Below are 15,108 nucleotides of genomic sequence, written 5' to 3'. Positions count from 1 at the left end.
GCCCTGTCATCCATGTAAATTGTCAGGCGACCGCTAGTCGGCGAGCATGCTTGTCGGCATATGCCGAGAATGCGTCGCGCACCCACGCACCTTCTTCATGTGCGTCAACCCGCGCCTTTAGGCGTTCACGGTTACACGGACCATTGCCCTTGATCACAGCATAAAACTCTGCCCAATCGATTTCACCGAATTCATAGTGACCGAGCTCTTCGTTCCATCGGAGGTCTGGATCTGGCACTTTCAGCCCCAAATAATCAGCCTGGGGCACGGTTTGATCCACCATTTTCTGGCGCAGTTCGTCGTTGCTGAAAAGCTTGATACGCCACTGCATGGATTGTGCGCTATTGGGCGAATCGGCGTCAGAAGGACCAAACATCATCAATGCGGGCCACCACCAGCGGTTGAATGCTTCCTGGCACATATCCTTTTGCGCCTGCGTACCGTGCAAGCACATCTGAATCAAAAGGTCGTATCCCTGGCGTTGATGAAAGGACTCTTCCTTACAGACTCGCACCATGGCTCTTGCGTAGGGCCCATAAGAACATCTGCAGAGCGGAATCTGATTGATGATGGCTGAGCCATCGACCAGCCAGCCTATCATTCCGATATCGGCCCAAGTGAGGGTCGGATAATTGAAAATACTGGAGTACTTCGCCTTGCCAGACAGTAAATCGTCCACCAAGTCGTCACGCGACACGCCTAATGTTTCGGCCGCACTATATAGGTATAGCCCGTGCCCTGCCTCGTCTTGCACTTTGGCAAGCAAGATGGCCTTACGCTTGAGAGACGGCGCCCGTGTTATCCAGTTACCTTCTGGCAGCATGCCTACAATTTCAGAGTGAGCGTGCTGCGAAATTTGACGCACCAGTGTCTTGCGGTAAGCATCGGGCATCCAATCCTTGGCTTCAATCCGAATTCCTTCGTCGATACGCTGCTGGAAGCCAAGTTCCGGCCCCGTCATTTGGTCGACGGTGCGTATAGTTTTCGCCCCAGTTTCCACAAGCTGAGCATACATGGCAGTCTCCTTATATTTTTGTGGGCGCTAATTCTCATTATTTAATACAAAAATATTGATGTCAATCAGATTTTAGTATCAAATAAGACGGCATCCGTATCGTATTCGACGCCAGGTCAGTCCAGGGATTCTCTTTTATGCAAGACTCACAAAGCATGTTGCAGCGTTTGATTCATTCGCTGCTCGAGCACAATCCTCCGCGGGCGAAGTCGCTCTGCGTGACGTTGTTAGGTGACGCGATCGGCCCACATGGCGGCAGCATTTGGCTAAGCGACCTGATCGAACTGGTCACCCCGCTCGGAATCAACGAGCGCTTATTGCGGACCAGCGTTTTCCGTCTGGTGGCACAGAACTGGTTGCAATCCGAGCGCCACGGGCGGCGCAGCTTATACCGCCTGAGCGAACAGGGGGATGAGCTAACCCGCCAGGCGTCTTTCCGGATTTATGATGGCTTGCCAACGCAATGGGACGGGGACTGGACGCTGGTGATTCTGCCCCGCTTTGGCAATAGCAGCCTTAGCCAACGCGGCGCAGTGCGCCGAGAATTGATCTGGGCAGGATTTGGCGCGATCGCCCCGGGAATTTTCGCTTTGCCCCGTAACCAGAAGACCGTCGCGCAAAAGGTATTGAATAAACTCAAGCTATCAAGTCATGCACTGGTATTGTGCGCGCATGAACTGAATGACGGCAACGGACTACTTATCAGTTCGCTTATTTCGCAATGCTGGGATCTCGAAGGAGTCGCGGCCCAATACCGGAAATTTTCGGAAACCTTCGGCCCCATGCTGGAGGCCAGCAATCAGGGCATACGGCCATCGCAGGCATTTGCGGTACGTGCCCTGACCATACATGAATGGCGTCGTATCATCTTGCATGACCCCCAGTTGCCCGTGCAGATGCTGCCAGCGGATTGGCCGGGACACGCGGCGCGCGAACTATGCGGAAGGTTGTACTGGGCAGTGTTCGATTTGGCGGAGGAACACCTGGATCAATTGCTGAGCCAGGATCCGGCGCGGTATCAGGCGGCGAAACCCTACATATATGAACGATTCGGCGGCCGCAACGGCCCGCTGGGAAAGAAAGCGGCGGCCTGACGGCGCCAGGGGGAACTGGCGACGACTAAGCCGCCATGTTCAGCCGCTATAACTTGATAAAATGTTCGCGGTAATGCTTGAGTTCTTCAATGGACTCGTAAATATCAGCCAGCGCTTCGTGACGGCTTTTCTTGACAAAGCTCTTATACACCTCGGGTTTCCAGCGCAAGGAAAGTTCTTTCAAGGTGCTGACATCAAGATTGCGATAGTGAAAGAAAGCCTCGAGTCGGGGCATATACTTGACCATAAACCTGCGGTCCTGGCCGATGGTATTGCCGCACATAGGTGACTTCCCTGCCGGAACATACTCTGCCAGGAAAGCCAGCAGCTGTTCTTCGGCTTGCTCTTCAGTAAGCGTCGACGACTTGACCTTGTCGATCAGACCGCTTTTGCCATGTGTCGACTGGTTCCATTTGTCCATGGCGTCAAGCAGTTCATTGCTCTGGTGTATAACCAATACTGGACCTTCCGCGACAAAGGTAAGATCCGCCTCTGTGACCACGACAGCGACCTCGATAATGCGTTCTTTTTCAGGGTCCAGACCTGTCATTTCCATATCTAGCCATACTAAACGCTGTTCATTTACCGCCATATAATCCATCCTTAAAACACCGATTTTCGCACACTGGCGCCACATATGTTTACCTTCACGTTTATCGTCTTCCTGCTTTCCGAAGTCCTTATGCGGCTATGGCTGGCATCTCGCCAGATTCGTCACGTACAACGACACCGTGCAGCCGTTCCGTCGGAGTTTGCGGATCGCATCGGACTGCATAGCCATCAACGCGCGGCGGACTACACCGTAGCCCGAATGCAGGTATCAATGATCGAGCGGGTGACCGAAGCGGCCGTGCTTGTTGCGTTCACGCTGCTAGGCGGACTTCAATTCCTCGATATACAGCTGGGAAATCTGATTGAAAACGAAATGCTGCGCCAGCTGGCCCTGATTGGTTCGGTACTGGCCCTGCTGGGCGTCGTCGGACTGCCCTTTTCCGTATGGAAAAAATTCAAGGTTGAAGCGCGCTTTGGGTTCAATCGCATGACGCCCAAATTATTTGTGCAAGACGCATTGAAAACTTTGCTCCTGACCTTGGCGCTGGGCACACCCCTGGTGGCAAGTGTCCTATGGATTATGGCGAACGCAGGAGCCAACTGGGTATGGTGGGCGTGGGGTATCTGGGTCGGCTTCAATTTACTCATACTGTGGCTTCTTCCTACTGTTATTGCACCGCTTTTCAATAAGTTCACGCCGCTGAACAACCCCGAAATTGCAGAGCGCATACGCGCGCTCGCGAAACGCTGCGGATTTTCGCTGAAAGGCCTTTTCGTGATGGATGGTTCGCGCAGGTCAGCCCACGGCAATGCCTACTTCACCGGGTTCGGCAAAGCCCGCCGGATTGTTTTCTTCGACACATTGCTGGCTCGCCTGAACGTCGACGAAGTCGAGGCTGTGCTTGCGCATGAGCTCGGACACTTCAAACACCACCATATCCTCAAACGCATGGCGATCAGCTTCAGCCTGGCCCTGGTATTTGTACTGCTATTGGGCTGGTTGTCGTCCCAAGTCTGGTTCTACGTGCAACTTGGTGTAGTGCCCCAATTAGGGCGTCCTAACGATGCCTTGGCGCTAATACTGTTTTTTCTGGCTGTTCCGGTGTTTACCTTTTGGTTTACGCCACTTGCCAGCTGGCTTTCACGGCGGGACGAATTCCAGGCGGACCATTATGCTGCCCACCAGTGCTCCCCACACGCCCTGACGTCGGCTCTCATCAAGCTTTATGACGATAACGCCGCCACCTTGACGCCAGATCCGGTACACTCGGCGTTTTACGACAGCCACCCTCCCGCCGTGCTACGCATACAGAAGTTAAAACATGGCTGACGCCACCGCGCTCCAGGGGCGTATTATTGCCGTCCATGGGCGGCACTACACAGTAGAATTTTCCGACGGCAGCTTGCGAAAATGCTTTCCGCGTGGCAAAAAAGCCGGGGCCGCGGTGGGCGACCATGTGGTAATCAGCCCGCAGGGTGCCGACGAAGGCTCGATTGACCGAATTCTCGAACGCCGCAACCTGCTGTATCGCTCAGACGATATGCGCACCAAGCAGTTCGCGGCTAATGTAGATCAGCTACTTATTGTGGTGGCCCCCGAACCTGTCTCGTCAGACGACCTTATCGGACGGGCCCTTGTAGCCGCTTGGAGCGCCGGCATAGAACCGATTATTGTCTTGAACAAAATCGATCTCGAAAACAGCATAGGGCGCGCGCGTGAGCGGCTATCGACCCTGAAGACACTTGGCGTTCATATTATTGAGCTTAGCGCCCATGCCCGCGAGCAAATGAGCGCCGCCTTACTGCCTCAGTTAAGTGGCCGCTGCACTCTGCTTCTGGGGCAAAGTGGGATGGGCAAATCCACGATATTGAACGCATTGGTGCCTGATGCCCGCGCGCACACCCAGGAACACTCGCAAGCTCTGGGCGCCGGCAAGCACACAACCACCAGCACACGCTTGTATCACCTGCCCGGCAATGCGGGCGATATCATTGACTCTCCGGGATTCCAGGCTTTCGGCCTGTATCACCTGAGCGCTACAGAAATAGAACAGGGGTTTCCCGAATTCGCGGACGCGATTCCGCACTGCCGATTCTACAACTGCACCCATAGGCATGAACCCGGCTGTGGTGTACTGGCCGCGATCAAGCTCGGCACCATCACCAGCGAGCGTCATGAGCTATACAAACGCATCCTCGCCGAAAACGAAGCGCAGGGACACTACTAGCAATCCGGCGCTTGAATTCGCTACGCGGGCCAGCGTAGCCAGCCGCTTATTGGCTTGAGTCGGCGCTTTCCTGCGCCGCGGCAAGGTAATGATAGAAATTTCTGATCAATGCAGCGGTAGCGCCCCAGATAAAGTAGGATTTCCACGTTATCGAAAAATAAAGGCGATGGCCGCCGGAGGGCAATTGCGCCCGATGTAAGCGGTGTCGGCTGGTATCCATCAATACCGCCAAAGGCACTTCAAAAACCTCGGCCACTTCGGTGGGATCGGCGTTTATTGTAAAACCGGGACGAATTACCCCTATGATCGGCGTCATGGTGAATCTCGTAGAGGTAAGGTAAGCAGGCTGCGTACCAATCAATCGAATGAATTCCGGCGGAACACCAATTTCTTCGTTGGTTTCCCGTAAAGCAGCAGCTATGGCGTCGTGGTCAAAGACCTCGATGCGTCCGCCCGGAAAGCTGATTTGTCCGGCATGGTTGTACAAATGGGAGGCGCGACGCGTAAAAAGTACGTGCAAGCCTGCCGGACGCTCTACCAGAGGAAACAAGACTGCAGCCTGGGTCACGCCATCTTGATGGCGATACTCGGCCTGAAAAGAATCGCGAAATACGGGTTCTACCTGCCATTCGACCGGACGAGAAAATGCCGAACAGATAAAGCCAAGTTCTGTGGAAGACGTTAAGAGAGGTGGCAGTGCTTCGGTCGGGACAACAGGCTGTTCCAGGGGATCGAAACCCGGTACTACGGCTTGCCTGTGTCGAGGAGGACGAATGCTTTGCGACATAAAACTCATAAAGCAAAGGCACCACTTGGGTGCCTTTGCTGGTTTAAACCGAAAACATGCTGCTTATTTAGCGGCTGCTTTCTTTGGGTTGCGAACCAGCTTTTCTTTAATGCGAGCAGCTTTACCCGAACGGCTACGCAAGTAATAAAGTTTAGCACGGCGTACATCGCCACGGCGTTTAACTTCGATACTGGCGATTTGCGGGGAATATAGCTGGAACGTACGTTCTACGGCTTCGCCCGAAGAGATCTTGCGAACGATGAAAGAAGAGTTCAAACCACGGTTGCGGCGGCCAATAACGACGCCTTCGTAGGCCTGAACCCGTTTGCGAGCGCCTTCAACCACGTTGACGTTGACGATAACGGTGTCGCCTGGGCCAAACGAAGGCTTCGCTACGCCACCTGTAAGGCGCGCAATTTCTTCTTGTTCGATAGTTTCGATTAAATTCACGGTAAAGCTCCTGATTTCATCATGATACGGGCCGGATGTTCGATGCATGACAATGCATTTTTGTGCGCATTTATAGTTAATGCGCGCCCCGACAGAGGATGAGTTAGCAAAGCCAAGTATTGTACAAGCAAATAAGGACTTTTAAAAGCCTCCTGCTGCGCCCAACCACATTAAACCAGGTATGGTCGCGCCCCACACCGCTACGAGACAGACATCGGTCACCATGGCGCCGCGCGATAGCTTGGGCAGGCGGCCAGGACGGGCTGGCGATGAAGATGGCCTTTTGGACTGCGTTTTTTTGGCTTGATAAGCTGGCATGATAAGTCTCCGTTGTCTGCAGTGTGGACGCGGCGTGCCAAACGTATATGCGAAATGCTGGCATGGGCGCCGAATGAATACTGTTTAAATACACAGCAATTTATTAAGGCTCAACTGTATAAAACAACAGTACTTTGCGCAAGCGCTATTTTCGGCATATGTCCTGTAAAAGCCACACCTCGGCGACTGAAAGGCCGCATCGCTGGCGGCTCCACTGTTCCATCGGAAAATAAAAAACCCATCCGAAGATGGGTTTTTTGATCCAGCAGCTACTTATTTGTTGGGCTGTGGGGTAATACGCAGGTAGGGGCGCACTGCCTTATAGCCCTTCGGGAATTTTTCCTTGAGGACGGCTTCATCTTTCAGCGACGGAACAATAATTACGTCGTCGCCATCCTCCCAGTTCACCGGAGTGGCCACACTATGGCTGTCGGTTAGCTGCAACGAGTCGATGACGCGCAGGATCTCGTTAAAATTTCGGCCGGTGCTGGCAGGATAGGTCAATGTCAGACGGACCTTTTTAGCCGGATCGATAATAAATACCGAGCGAACCGTAGCAGTCGTACTAGCATTGGGGTGAATCATGTCATACAGCGTCGATACCTTACGGTCGTCGTCGGCCAAAATCGGGAAATTAACACGAGTGTTCTGTGTCTCGTTGATATCTTCGATCCACTTCTTGTGTGATTCAGCATCGTCAACCGAAACGGCAAGCACTTTGACATTGCGCTTGGCGAACTCGCCTGACACGATAGCTGTGTAACCAAGTTCAGTCGTGCAGACAGGAGTAAAGTCGGCAGGATGCGAAAACAGCACACCCCAGCTGTCGCCAAGGTAGTCATAGAAGCGGATTTTGCCGATGGAGGAATTTTGTTCGAAATCAGGGGCGGTATCGCCCAAACGTAAAGTCGTCATGGTGTCTCTCTTGGTCATAGAACAAAAGTAAAGGGTACGCTTTATATTTTGGCAGCATTAAAATACCAAAGGAAATAACCGTTAGCTATATGCTTATGACTCCGTTGCAGCGTTCATGTATCGGATCGTCACACTGCCTTCAAGCACGGCATGGGACAGGGATTCTGCCCGCGGTAGGATATGCGCCGCGAAAAAAACACTGGTTGCGAACTTGCGAGTGTAGAAGCTCGAGCCGGTTCCTGCCTTTGAGCGATGGCTGCAGATCAAGGCAGCGCGAGCCAATTGCCATCCAGCATTGACGACACCCGCCAGCATCATGAAAGGCACACTGCCCAGAAAAACCGCGCGCAAGCCCTCCTGCGCATTTTTCAGAATAAAGCTGCATGCATTGTCGTACGCGCCGACCGCGGCCAACAGGCGGCGGGCAATAAGTGCCAAGCCGTCAGTGTCAGGCCCCTCGCCGGCCGCGGCCTCTTCGAGCTCGGCAACCGTTGACCGTATCTCTGCGGACAAAGCCCTGGCCACTGCGCCGCCGTCACGCAAAATCTTACGGCCTATGAAATCGTTAGCCTGAATTGCCGTCGTGCCCTCATAAATAGGCAATATACGGGCATCGCGATAATACTGAGCGGCCCCGGTTTCTTCGATGTAGCCCATTCCGCCATGAATCTGCACACCTAGAGAAGCAATTTCAACTGAGGATTCCGTGGCAAATCCCTTGACGATGGGCACCAGATATTCGTAAATGGCCTTGTTACGGGCACGTACCCCAGAATCGGGATCACGGCGTGACTTATCGCACGCGGCGGCGGCCACATAAGCGACCGCTCGCGCACCCTCGGTAAGCGATCTCATGGTAAGCAGCATACGTTGTACATCGGGGTGATTTGCGATCGCCACGGGACCCTTGGAGCCCTCAAGCGCCTGGCCCTGTAAACGGTCATTGGCGTAGGCGGTGGCATGTTGCAAGGCACGCTCGGATATCGCGATACCCTGGACACCTACCGCGTAGCGCGCGGCGTTCATCATGATGAACATATACTCGAGCCCCCGGTTTTCTTCTCCGACGAGATATCCAATTGCACCTGACCCCACGTCGCCTTTGCCCGATCCATATAGCAACACGGCAGTCGGGCTGCCATGAATGCCTAATTTATGCTCCAAGGATGCACACCAGACATCGTTGCGCGCTCCCAGGCCAGCATCACTATTAACCAGGAATTTGGGGACGATAAACAGTGAAATACCTTTGACGCCTTTGGGTGCGTCTGGCGTACGTGCCAAGACGAGGTGCACGATATTTTCCGCCAGATCGTGCTCACCATAGGTGATAAAAATCTTTTGCCCAGAAAGTCGGTAAGTTCCGTCGTCCTGCTTCACCGCTTTGGTGGCAACCAGGGCGAGATCCGAACCTGCTTGTGGCTCGGTGAGATTCATGGTGCCCGTCCAGCGCCCCTGCAGCATGGGCGGAATGTACAGTGCCTGCTGCTCTTTGGTGCCCACGGCCGTTAACGCTTCGATAACCCCGTCAGTCAGTAAAGGGCACAACGAAAATGCCAAGTTGGCGGCGTTCATGTTTTCACTGACAGGCGCACCGACGAGCTTAGGTAATCCCTGGCCGCCCCATTCCTGTTCATGCAGCAATCCCTGCCAGCCACCCTGCGCAAATTCATTGAACGCCTTTTTGAACCCGGGAGAGGTCGTAACGACGCCGTCCGCCCATTTTGCCGGCGTTATATCACCTGTACGGTTCAATGGGGCAATTTCCTGCTCGACGAATCGCGCATTTTCGTCGAGCACTGCATCGACCAGGTCGCCGGAGACTTCTTCAAACCCGGGCAGCGCCAAGACGCCATCCAGGTCGGCAAGCTCGTTAAGGACGAAACGAATATCTTCGGTTGGTGCGCGGTAGCTCATATACCCTCCTGGTGTCTAAGCAAGACATGAACGCATGTGTACAGGAACAGCCGGTTTGAGTTCTATTTCTTGGCTGCCATATAAAAAAAACCTGTAAACGTCAAGTCTACAGGTTTTTAATGATGCTTCGCTTTACTACAAAGCCTGGACCAGCTCGGGAACGGCTGTGAACAGATCGGCAACAAGGCCATAGTCGGCGACGCCAAAAATCGGCGCCTCGGCATCCTTGTTGATGGCCACGATGACTTTCGAGTCTTTCATGCCCGCCAGGTGCTGAATCGCACCTGAAATACCCACTGCGACGTACAGCTGCGGCGCCACGATCTTACCCGTTTGACCCACCTGCCAATCGTTGGGGGCATAACCGGCATCGACCGCCGCGCGCGAAGCACCTAGCGCCGCGCCAAGCTTATCAGCCAGGGGACCGAGAATCTTGAAATTGTCGGCGCTGCCCAGACCGCGACCCCCGGACACGACAATGGCCGCACCGGCGAGCTCAGGACGATCACTTTTGGCCACTTCGCGGCCCACAAAGGACGATTTGCCTGAATCGGCCACCACCTGGACGGCTTCCACCGTAGCAGTACCGCCATTGGCCGCCACGCCATCGAATGCGGTCGTACGCACCGTGATGACCTTGGTTGCATCGGACGATTGCACGGTAGCAATGGCGTTGCCGGCATAAATGGGGCGCGTAAAGGTATCGGGCGATTCCACCGACAGGATATCGGAGATCTGCGCCACATCAAGCTTGGCGGCGACGCGCGGCGCCACGTTCTTGCCTGCTGCTGTGGCGGCAAACAAGATGTGGCTGTACGCGGGGGCAAGCGCCAATACTTGGGCTGCCACGTTTTCGGCCAGGCCTTCTGCCAGAGCAGGCCCGTCGGCCAGCAGAACCTTGGTCACGCCAGCGGCCTGCGCCGCCTGATCGGCCACGGCCTGTGCGCCATTGCCTGCCACCAGCACATGAATATCGCTGCCCAACTTGGAGGCCGCGGCAATCGCGTTCAGGCTAGCGCCCTTCAGGTGCGCGTTGTCGTGTTCTGCAATTACGAGAATCGTCATTTAAACCACCTTTGCTTCGTTCTTTAATTTTTCGACCAGCGTGGCCACGTCGGGCACGATAATGCCAGCCGAGCGTGCCGGCGGCTCGGAAACCTTCAAGGTCTTCAAGCGCGGCGCCACGTCTACGCCCAGCTCTTCTGGCGTGACGACTTCCAGCGGCTTTTTCTTGGCCTTCATGATATTGGGCAGCGTGACATACCGCGGCTCGTTCAGACGCAAGTCGGTGGTGATAATGGCCGGCAACTTGAGTGACAACGTTTCGAGCCCGCCGTCGACTTCACGGGTGACCGTTACGGAGTCGCCCGAGACCTCGACCTTGCTGGCAAACGTGGCTTGTGGCCAATCCAGCAAGGCGGCCAGCATCTGGCCCGTTTGATTGGCATCGTCGTCGATGGCTTGCTTGCCCAGAATGACCAGTTGAGGTTGTTCTTTGTCGACCAGCGCTTTCAGCAGCTTGGCAACGGCCAAAGGCTGAAGCTCGACATCGGTCTGCACCAAGGCAGCACGATCGGCACCGATTGCCATGGCCGTACGCAAGGTTTCCTGCGACTGGGCCACACCGCAAGAAACGGCGATAACTTCCGTGGCCACACCCTTTTCTTTTAGACGGGTGGCTTCTTCAATAGCTATTTCGTCGAAGGGGTTCATGGACATTTTGACGTTGGCGATGTCCACACCGCTCTGATCGGATTTCACACGCACTTTGACGTTGTAATCTACGACACGCTTGACGGGTACTAATACCTTCATCGAGCATTCTCCAATGGTTAAAAAAAACTGCAGCGACCTGGCGTCGCAAAGCGGACGATCTCGCACACATTGGCGCCTATCGCCCGGGCCACCAGGCAAGAAATTTAACTAAACCTTCTTATTCTACAACGCTGCCAGCGCCTTCACGTGGGCAACTACGCTACGCCCTAAAGCTGACAAGTTGTACCCACCCTCAAGGAAGCTGACCACCCTGCCCTGAGCCGTTCGCTCTGCCAGATCCATAATTCGCTCAGTGATCCAGGCGTAGTCCGATTCGACCATACCCAGCTGAGCCATGTCGTCCTCGCGGTGAGCGTCAAAACCGGCCGATATCAATATAAGCTCGGGCGCGAATGCCTCGAGCCTGGGCATCCAGATATCACTTAGTATCTGCCGAATTGTGTCGCCCTTGGTGTAGGCGTCAACAGGTATATTTACCATGTTTTCAGCAGGCGCGTCCTGGCAAACATTCGGAAACAAGGGGTGTTGAAAAAAACTGCACATTAATATGCGGGCATCGTTCGAAAAAATTTCTTCAGTGCCATTACCGTGATGAACATCAAAATCGATAATCGCAATTTTATTCAAGGCATATTTTTCGAGCGCATAAGCCGCCGCCACCGCAATATTGTTGAAAAAACAAAATCCCATCGCAGCCGCTGGCCGCGCATGGTGGCCCGGGGGCCGCACTGAACAAAAAGCAGTCCGCGCCTTTTTTTTCATTACCGCATCCACCGCAGTAATCCCTGCGCCGGCCGCGGCCCACGCTGCTTCAAGCGTATACGGATTCATTAGCGTATCGGGATCAATGGCAAAATAGCCCGTCTTCGGCAGCTTACTGCGCAAATAAGCCAGGTATTCTGGCGTATGTACCCTGAGGATATCGATTTCGGTAGCGGGAACCGCCTGCTCATGCACAAGGCAAGGCATCAGGCCGCTGGCGAGCAACTGATCATTGATGGCATCAAGCCTCTGTGAACTTTCTGGATGCCAGTTTCCCATTTCATGCAGACGGCATGCGGGATGAGTAATATATAGAGTCTCCATAAGGAAGATTATGTTCAAAGCCGCTCGTATTTTGCAAGCTACTTCTGTTTTTCTATTGATGGCGGGTTGTGGCACCACCCAAACCAGCGCCTTATCAGCCGAACAGTTGGGGGCGAAAGCGGGAGCCGAGGCGAATAGCCAAATAACCACTTCGGCCCCCACACGCGAAGCACTTGCGGAAACGTCCATCAAGGCCGGAACGTCTATTGTCAGCAGTAGCGGATTCCTGCAAGCGAATGGCGAGCTGACGCCTGCTATCCAGGCCTACGCGCTTGAGGTCGCCGGGCGCCGGAACATTCCCTTCGACCATGTAGAGGGGCTACTGAAGGATGCGCAGTTCAATGCAACCGCTGCCAAGCTGATGACTCCCGGCAAGACGCCCATTCCTCGCAGCTGGGTGACCTATCGCAATCGATTCGTTGAGCCAGTGCGTATCAGGGCCGGCGTCGAATTCTGGAATGAACACCAGCGAATCCTCGACAAAACCGCGCGGGACTATGGTGTCCCTCCATCCATAATCGTTGCGATCATTGGAGTCGAGACGCTGTACGGCCGCAATACGGGCAACTTCCGCGTGCTTGATGCCTTGGCGACCTTGGGGTTTCGCTATCCCGATAGCAGCCGGCCTGAACGCAGCCAGTTATTCCGTGACCAATTAGCAGACTTAATTCAGCTGGATTACGAAAAAAAACTTGATGCCCATCAGGTACAGGGATCTTTCGCGGGCGCCATAGGGCTGCCACAGTTCATGCCGGGCAGCCTGATGCGTTATGCCGCCGACGGAGATAACGACGGGCGCATCGACCTTCTTGACAGCGTTGAAGATGCCATCGTTTCCGTAGCCAGCTTTTTAAGGTTGCACGGTTGGGAACCTGGCCTGCCTGTGTTCGCGCCCCTTGTCCTTCCTGCCAATCCGCAGGCATTGGTGGTGGGCGGCCTGTACCCGACCTACGATTGGACTACGTTGCAAAGCCAAGGTGCAAAAGTCCGGCCCGTAGCCGGAAATCAACTTGGCCGGAAACCGCAAACAGCGGCTCTGATGGCCGATAATACCGGTGCAGCGTGGAAGCAATACAAGCTTGGAGTGGTCGATCTGCTCGACGAACCACGTAACCTGGCGGAATACCGCACCGGAACGCCGAACTTCTTTGCGATAACGCATTACAACCGAAGTTACTTTTATGCCACCTCGGTGGCAGATCTGGCACAAGCTCTGGCGGACCAAATGGGATATGGCGGGCCAAACTAGCTTATATCGCCCGCGTATTCCGGTCGAAGGTGTTAATTGAATACGCCGGTCGATAAGTAGCGGTCGCCCCGGTCGCAAACGATGAAAACGATAGTTGAATTTTCAACACGAGCCGCTACCCGCATTGCAGCCACCAGTGCGCCGGCCGACGAAATTCCAGCGAAGATGCCCTCTTCGGCCGCCATGCGGCGGGCCATGCTTTCGGCCTCGGCTTGGCCGATAGGTTCGAACTCATCGACTTCAGCCGGGTGATAGATGGCCGGCTGATAAGCCTCGGGCCATTTGCGTATGCCCGGAATTTGGGCGCCTTCTGCAGGTTGTGCGCCGATTACTCGAACATTGGGATTTTGGGAGCGAAGATACGCACCCACGCCCATAATCGTGCCGGTAGTTCCCATCGCGCTTACGAAGTGGCTTATCCGCCCTTCGGTTTGTTGCCAAAGTTCGGGGCCGGTGGTTTCAATATGCGCCAGCGTATTGTCTGGATTGGCGAACTGATCCAGGACCTTGCCTTTTCCTTCTGCCTGCATCTTGGTGGCCAGGTCGCGGGCATACTCCATACCGCCTTTGCTGGCCGGAGTAAGAATCAGTTGCGCGCCATAAGCCGTCATGGAAGCGCGCCGCTCAACGGAGAGGTTGTCCGGCATGATAAGAATCATCTTGTAGCCGCGGACCGCGGCCATCATGGCCAGGGCGATTCCCGTATTGCCGCTGGTGGCCTCGATGAGCGTATCGCCCGGTTTGATATCGCCACGCGCTTCGGCGTGGCGGATCATGGAGCTTGCGGCACGGTCTTTGACCGAGCCAGCCGGGTTATTTCCTTCAAGTTTGGCCAAAACCACATTGCCACGCTGATCGGCCAGAGCCCCAGGAATGCGTTGCAGACGTACAAGAGGTGTAGCGCCTATGGTGTCTTCAATAGTCAGGTACTTTTTCATGCAGGAAATGATACACCGATCACGCTAATGCGAGCATCAAAAATATCTTGCGCACATGAGATCAAGCCTGCCATGGCACTACCAGACGTTACGCTTAGGGCGATTGCTTGAATGTTCGCGAAGATGAGCCTGTTTTTATCAAACCCTGATTCTTGCCGCCGGCAGCTTTATCGACGCGGGAGTTCTGTCGATTGCCCGGCGGACTGCTTGCCGCTGTGGAGGTTGGAGGCACGGCCAGCGCGTGAGACTGGCCAGCATCCACAGCGGAAGCTCTGGGACCCAATGTGAGCCCAGCCGCCTGCAAGCTCGCGACTTTTTTTGGGCCGATCCCTTTGACACGATCGGAAAGGTCTTCGAAAGATTCATATCGGCCTGCTCGCGTGCGCTCGTCAATAATGATTTGCGCTGTCTTTGGACCAATACCCCGCATACCCTGAAGTTGTTCCTGGCTGGCGCTATTTACATCAATAGCGTGCGCCAGGCCGGGCGCGATGGCACTGAACACCAGACCAGCCCGTGCGAGCAGTGCCGCAGTGCTTGTCATTCCTGTTGCCGCTGGCATTCCCAAGCTGGTGGCCAGCCCCACAGCGCCCAGCGTCACTCCCACCAGAGAACGTCGTTTAGCAGGATATTTGACGGGCGGCCTGAAGGAGACCTGCGCAGCATATTTTTCAATTAATGGGCGCGCAACGGTTGATTCGGTAAAAGGGTTCATTTGCAGCCTCCGAAAAAGAAGTAAATGGAAGTGCGGTCTAATTGCTGAATCGCGCCATGCGAATCAAC

At 54.7% G+C, this 15,108-nt stretch carries 16 protein-coding genes; 4 read left to right on the top strand and 12 right to left on the bottom strand.

Annotated features, from left to right (window positions below; all coding sequences use genetic code 11):
• Positions 1-22 precede the first annotated feature (22 nt).
• On the bottom strand, positions 23-1,015 hold the full coding sequence (gene paaA / locus EKL30_RS15070; protein ID WP_126708073.1) for a 1,2-phenylacetyl-CoA epoxidase subunit PaaA: 993 nt from the start codon (positions 1,013-1,015) through the stop codon (positions 23-25).
• Between the two features lie 137 nt (positions 1,016-1,152).
• Between paaA and paaX the strand changes: the two genes are divergently transcribed.
• Positions 1,153-2,109: a phenylacetic acid degradation operon negative regulatory protein PaaX gene (gene paaX, locus EKL30_RS15065; protein ID WP_126708072.1), complete on the top strand. Its 957-nt coding sequence runs from the start codon at positions 1,153-1,155 to the stop codon at positions 2,107-2,109.
• Positions 2,110-2,155: 46 nt separating this feature from the next.
• On the opposite strand, the gene orn is transcribed toward paaX, so the two are convergent.
• Positions 2,156-2,701, bottom strand: a complete 546-nt coding sequence (gene orn, locus EKL30_RS15060; RefSeq protein WP_126708071.1) for an oligoribonuclease — start codon at positions 2,699-2,701, stop codon at positions 2,156-2,158.
• A gap of 45 nt (positions 2,702-2,746) precedes the next feature.
• Between orn and EKL30_RS15055 the strand changes: the two genes are divergently transcribed.
• Both EKL30_RS15055 and rsgA read left to right on the top strand, forming a co-directional pair.
• On the top strand, positions 2,747-3,991 hold the full coding sequence (locus EKL30_RS15055; RefSeq protein ID WP_126708070.1) for a M48 family metallopeptidase: 1,245 nt from the start codon (positions 2,747-2,749) through the stop codon (positions 3,989-3,991).
• Positions 3,984-4,889: a ribosome small subunit-dependent GTPase A gene (gene rsgA / locus EKL30_RS15050; RefSeq protein ID WP_126708069.1), complete on the top strand. Its 906-nt coding sequence runs from the start codon at positions 3,984-3,986 to the stop codon at positions 4,887-4,889. Before EKL30_RS15055 ends, rsgA begins: the two co-directional genes overlap by 8 nt.
• A gap of 46 nt (positions 4,890-4,935) precedes the next feature.
• On the opposite strand, the gene EKL30_RS15045 is transcribed toward rsgA, so the two are convergent.
• The 8 genes from EKL30_RS15045 to EKL30_RS15015 all read right to left on the bottom strand — a co-directional run bounded on the left by EKL30_RS15045 (position 4,936) and on the right by EKL30_RS15015 (position 12,138).
• Positions 4,936-5,676, bottom strand: coding sequence for a CoA pyrophosphatase (locus EKL30_RS15045; RefSeq protein WP_126708068.1), 741 nt, complete (start codon positions 5,674-5,676; stop codon positions 4,936-4,938).
• A gap of 63 nt (positions 5,677-5,739) precedes the next feature.
• Positions 5,740-6,126, bottom strand: a complete 387-nt coding sequence (gene rplS / locus EKL30_RS15040; protein ID WP_126708067.1) for a 50S ribosomal protein L19 — start codon at positions 6,124-6,126, stop codon at positions 5,740-5,742.
• A 141-nt stretch (positions 6,127-6,267) separates the two neighbouring features.
• Positions 6,268-6,444, bottom strand: a complete 177-nt coding sequence (locus tag EKL30_RS18860; RefSeq protein ID WP_158618429.1) for a hypothetical protein — start codon at positions 6,442-6,444, stop codon at positions 6,268-6,270.
• 273 nt (positions 6,445-6,717) lie between these two features.
• Positions 6,718-7,359: a peroxiredoxin gene (locus EKL30_RS15035; protein ID WP_126708066.1), complete on the bottom strand. Its 642-nt coding sequence runs from the start codon at positions 7,357-7,359 to the stop codon at positions 6,718-6,720.
• Positions 7,360-7,452: 93 nt separating this feature from the next.
• Positions 7,453-9,276 (bottom strand): acyl-CoA dehydrogenase, encoded by a 1,824-nt coding sequence (locus EKL30_RS15030; RefSeq protein ID WP_126708065.1) that lies wholly within the window; start codon positions 9,274-9,276, stop codon positions 7,453-7,455.
• Positions 9,277-9,411: 135 nt separating this feature from the next.
• Complete coding sequence (locus EKL30_RS15025) at positions 9,412-10,341, bottom strand: electron transfer flavoprotein subunit alpha/FixB family protein (protein ID WP_126708064.1); 930 nt, start codon at positions 10,339-10,341, stop codon at positions 9,412-9,414.
• Entirely contained in the window at positions 10,342-11,091 is a 750-nt protein-coding gene (locus EKL30_RS15020) for an electron transfer flavoprotein subunit beta/FixA family protein (protein WP_126708063.1), read from the bottom strand. It lies immediately after the preceding gene.
• Positions 11,092-11,214: 123 nt separating this feature from the next.
• A complete protein-coding gene (locus EKL30_RS15015) occupies positions 11,215-12,138 on the bottom strand; it encodes a histone deacetylase family protein (protein ID WP_126708062.1) in 924 nt (307 codons plus the stop codon).
• Between the two features lie 10 nt (positions 12,139-12,148).
• Here EKL30_RS15015 and mltB point away from each other — a divergent pair, with 10 nt between their 5' ends.
• Positions 12,149-13,387, top strand: a complete 1,239-nt coding sequence (gene mltB / locus EKL30_RS15010; RefSeq protein WP_126708061.1) for a lytic murein transglycosylase B — start codon at positions 12,149-12,151, stop codon at positions 13,385-13,387.
• Positions 13,388-13,419: 32 nt separating this feature from the next.
• Here the strand turns inward: mltB and cysM are convergent, their stop codons facing one another.
• Together cysM and EKL30_RS15000 are read right to left on the bottom strand one after the other, a co-directional pair.
• Positions 13,420-14,325: a cysteine synthase CysM gene (gene cysM, locus EKL30_RS15005; RefSeq protein ID WP_126708060.1), complete on the bottom strand. Its 906-nt coding sequence runs from the start codon at positions 14,323-14,325 to the stop codon at positions 13,420-13,422.
• A gap of 94 nt (positions 14,326-14,419) precedes the next feature.
• Complete coding sequence (locus tag EKL30_RS15000) at positions 14,420-15,040, bottom strand: DUF655 domain-containing protein (protein ID WP_126708059.1); 621 nt, start codon at positions 15,038-15,040, stop codon at positions 14,420-14,422.
• Positions 15,041-15,108: the final 68 nt, after the last annotated feature.

The sequence above is a fragment of the Candidimonas sp. SYP-B2681 genome (assembly GCF_003971065.1).
In the GTDB taxonomy this organism is placed as follows: Bacteria; Pseudomonadota; Gammaproteobacteria; order Burkholderiales; family Burkholderiaceae_B; genus Pollutimonas.
The sequence above is the reverse complement of the archived record's forward strand: the minus strand, read 5'-3'. Positions and strand labels throughout refer to the sequence as shown.